This is a genomic window from Planctomycetia bacterium, from assembly GCA_034440135.1.
Classification (GTDB): domain Bacteria; phylum Planctomycetota; class Planctomycetia; order Pirellulales; family JALHLM01; genus JALHLM01.
The window spans coordinates 1-2,653 of sequence record JAWXBP010000392.1 but is presented as its reverse complement, the minus strand read 5'-3'; the positions used below and the strand labels follow the sequence as shown (position 1 = coordinate 2,653).

2 protein-coding genes are annotated in these 2,653 nt (G+C 57.8%); both read right to left on the bottom strand.

Translation table 11 applies throughout. The features are described 5' to 3' along the window. Nucleotides 1–158: 158 nt before the first annotated feature. Nucleotides 159–1,763, bottom strand: a complete 1,605-nt coding sequence (locus tag SGJ19_23320) for a transposase (GenBank protein ID MDZ4783188.1) — start codon at nt 1,761–1,763, stop codon at nt 159–161. 390 nt (nt 1,764–2,153) lie between these two features. Then, nucleotides 2,154–2,429, bottom strand: coding sequence for a hypothetical protein (locus tag SGJ19_23315; GenBank protein ID MDZ4783187.1), 276 nt, complete (start codon nt 2,427–2,429; stop codon nt 2,154–2,156). Nucleotides 2,430–2,653: the final 224 nt, after the last annotated feature.

The window sequence follows — 2,653 nt, the reverse complement described above, 5'->3', positions numbered from 1 at the left end:
GACGCGGCGGCAAAAAGGCTTGTTGATTGGACTGTGGTCGCGGTCAGGTTCTCGAGGCTTGGCGGTTGGGCTTGAGAAATCGTGGTTGCTTCCATGGGCGAGGGCGACTTGGGCAACGCGGTTTCTGACGGCTGGACCGACAAAGCCCCCTAGCTCACTCAAGTTCTCGGCGTGGCTGTTCGATATGCCGCCACGCGGAAGATGTTGAGCCCTATTGCGCGCAACATCGCGGCATAGGTTACTTTCGCCATGCCGCGAACGCGCAAGCGGGCCATGCCCATCTGATGCTTGAAGCGAGACATCGTCGCTTCAATGCCGGCTCGCCAGCGATAGCGCTGGCGAAACTCTTCGCTCGCATCCTGGAGCCGTCGCTCGCGCTGCTTCACACGGTCGTGATTGTATTGCCAGCGACGTTCGCTGCGACCGACAGCGGCGGCTGGACAGTCGTCTCGCCGCGGGCACGCGTGACACGCGGCCGAGTCGAACAGCACCTGAAGGCGTACGTCCGCCACGCTCGTCTCTACCGGCTCGTACCCGGTCGGGCAGCGCACGACGCGTCCCTGGTCGTCCAACTCGAAGTCTCCCAACGTGAATTTGCCTTGGCGTTTTCCTTTGGCCGTCATGGCGGGGGAGATGATCTCCACCTGTCGCTCACGGCCCTTCGCCAAACATGCGTTCGATCCGTAGTGCGAGTCGGCGAGCAACTCGCTGGGTTTCAAGCCGCGTTGCTCGGCGTCGACCAAAGCCGGTTCCAAGGCGTCCTGATCGTGCATCGTCAGTTTGCCGACGGCAACGTGCGTGACCAGGTCCGGCTTCGACGGCGAAGAATCGTCATCCGGGGAGTCATCCTCGGCAAAGGTCTCCATGATTTGCACCAGGTAGCCGACGCCGCGATGCTTGTTGTAGCGGGCGTCAGGATCGGCCGGACTGAGCACGCCGTCGCAATCGCTCTTGCGCGGCGGCCGCACGAGGACCGGCGCATCTGAATCGCCGGAGATCTCGCATTGCTCATGGAAGATACGCTCGAGCAGTTGAAAGCTCTCCAGCGTCGACGCTTCCGTTTGGCGAAACTGCTCAATCAGCGCATACACGTCCTGGGCCGCTTCCGGCAGACGCCGCTTCGATTCGCTGGGCCGCGTGTCGGCAAAGCAACCGCCGCCTTGTCGCTCGACGTACTTTCGTAAAACTTCGGGATCGACCGCCGCATACTGCTCAGAAAACGTCCGCTTCAGCTCTCGCAGAAACTTGCTGGCTGCTTCGACAAGAATGCCCAATCGGGTCAGACCGCGAATGGCCGAGCGAACGGCGGTAGAATCCAGACGCTGCTTGCCGCTATCGACGCCCACGGCGGCGATCAGCTTGTCGGTCAGCGTGCGGAACAGGACCTCGTCCAATCCAAGCTCCAAGATCTTGCAGCGGTAATTCCGGAGGGTGCGCTCGCAGAGATAGGCGTCCGGTTCGCGGCGAATGTCGAGCGCATAGTGCCACGCGATGTTCAGAGCGACCGCCTCGGTCGTCTGCTGATCTGTTAGATCATGCAACTGCTGCAAAATCAAAGCGCCCAACGCGACGTGCAGGTCTTTGCTTGGACGCCCGAAATCGTCCCGAAAACAGGCCGCCAATTCTTTGACTGGAAGATGCTGGAGTAAGTAATCGCGGAATACTCCCGCCCAACTCTGGTACAAAAGACGGCGTCGCTGCGGTCCAAGATACTCCCACGGATCGAACAGATCGCCGCTCCGATGGTCGCGTACAGTTAACATCCCGCCAACTTAGCGCTCTGGCCGGCGCCAGCAAGGTCAAGCCGCTGACTTTTTGCCGCCGCGTCAAATTTGGTTGCCAAAGAACGAGAAGTATTCACTTGTACACTATCAGATTGCGTGGCCAATTTCAAGCTGTAAGTTTTTGGAAAATGCGGCGGCGTGGCTTTCGCCGTTCCGATACTGAAGAGTCGCGACGGCCCGGTTCTTGTGCAATTGTTCCACTCCAACCGCTATAGTGATGGGCATAAGAACCACGCTGGAAGCCTGGTAATCTCCTAACAGTCAAATGAGAAACCTACGCTATTTCGATTTATGGGACTTTGAGCGTGACGGTCGATTCTACGAACGATTGGGCATCCGCCGGTTCAAGCGATTTGCCACACAGGGCGACTACTGGAATAAAAGGCGCAGGCTTTCCAATCCAAGTTTCAGGAATGTAAGAGATTTTAATTCGGCGATCGAATGGGAAGCCCGCACGAGGTGGAATGAATTCGTGACCTGTGCAGTCTTGTCGTTGGCCTGGCCATCATGGTTTGGCTCTACTCGCGGAGCGAGTATATCTGGCTGATTGCCATCTTCTTCGCCGTCCTCATCTGGGACATCTATCCCATCATGCTGCAGCGCTATAACAGGGCAAGGATTTGTAGAATTAAGCGCGCCAAGCATGGTCTTGATGGCCCGCTAAATAAACTTTCCTAGCAACACATTGTTAGGAAAGTCCTTCTGCGTGGCGCTACCCCCTCGGCTCCAAAGCGTATTCAACTGTTAGCCAGCGAAGCTACGCACATTTTCCATTCTTCTGGTCCCCTCCCCTTGAGGGGGAGGGAGCCGGAGGATTCGTTGGTTACTGGGGTTACTGGCTAGCTGTTGAATAAGCTTCGGAGTTGGGG

What these genes read in the sequence shown, in the direction of transcription:
- SGJ19_23320 (MDZ4783188.1), bottom strand. Translation starts at nt 1,763, where the DNA reads ATGTTAACTGTACGCGACCATCGGAGCGGCGATCTGTTCGATCCGTGG.
- SGJ19_23315 (MDZ4783187.1), bottom strand. Translation starts at nt 2,429, where the DNA reads ATGCTTGGCGCGCTTAATTCTACAAATCCTTGCCCTGTTATAGCGCTG.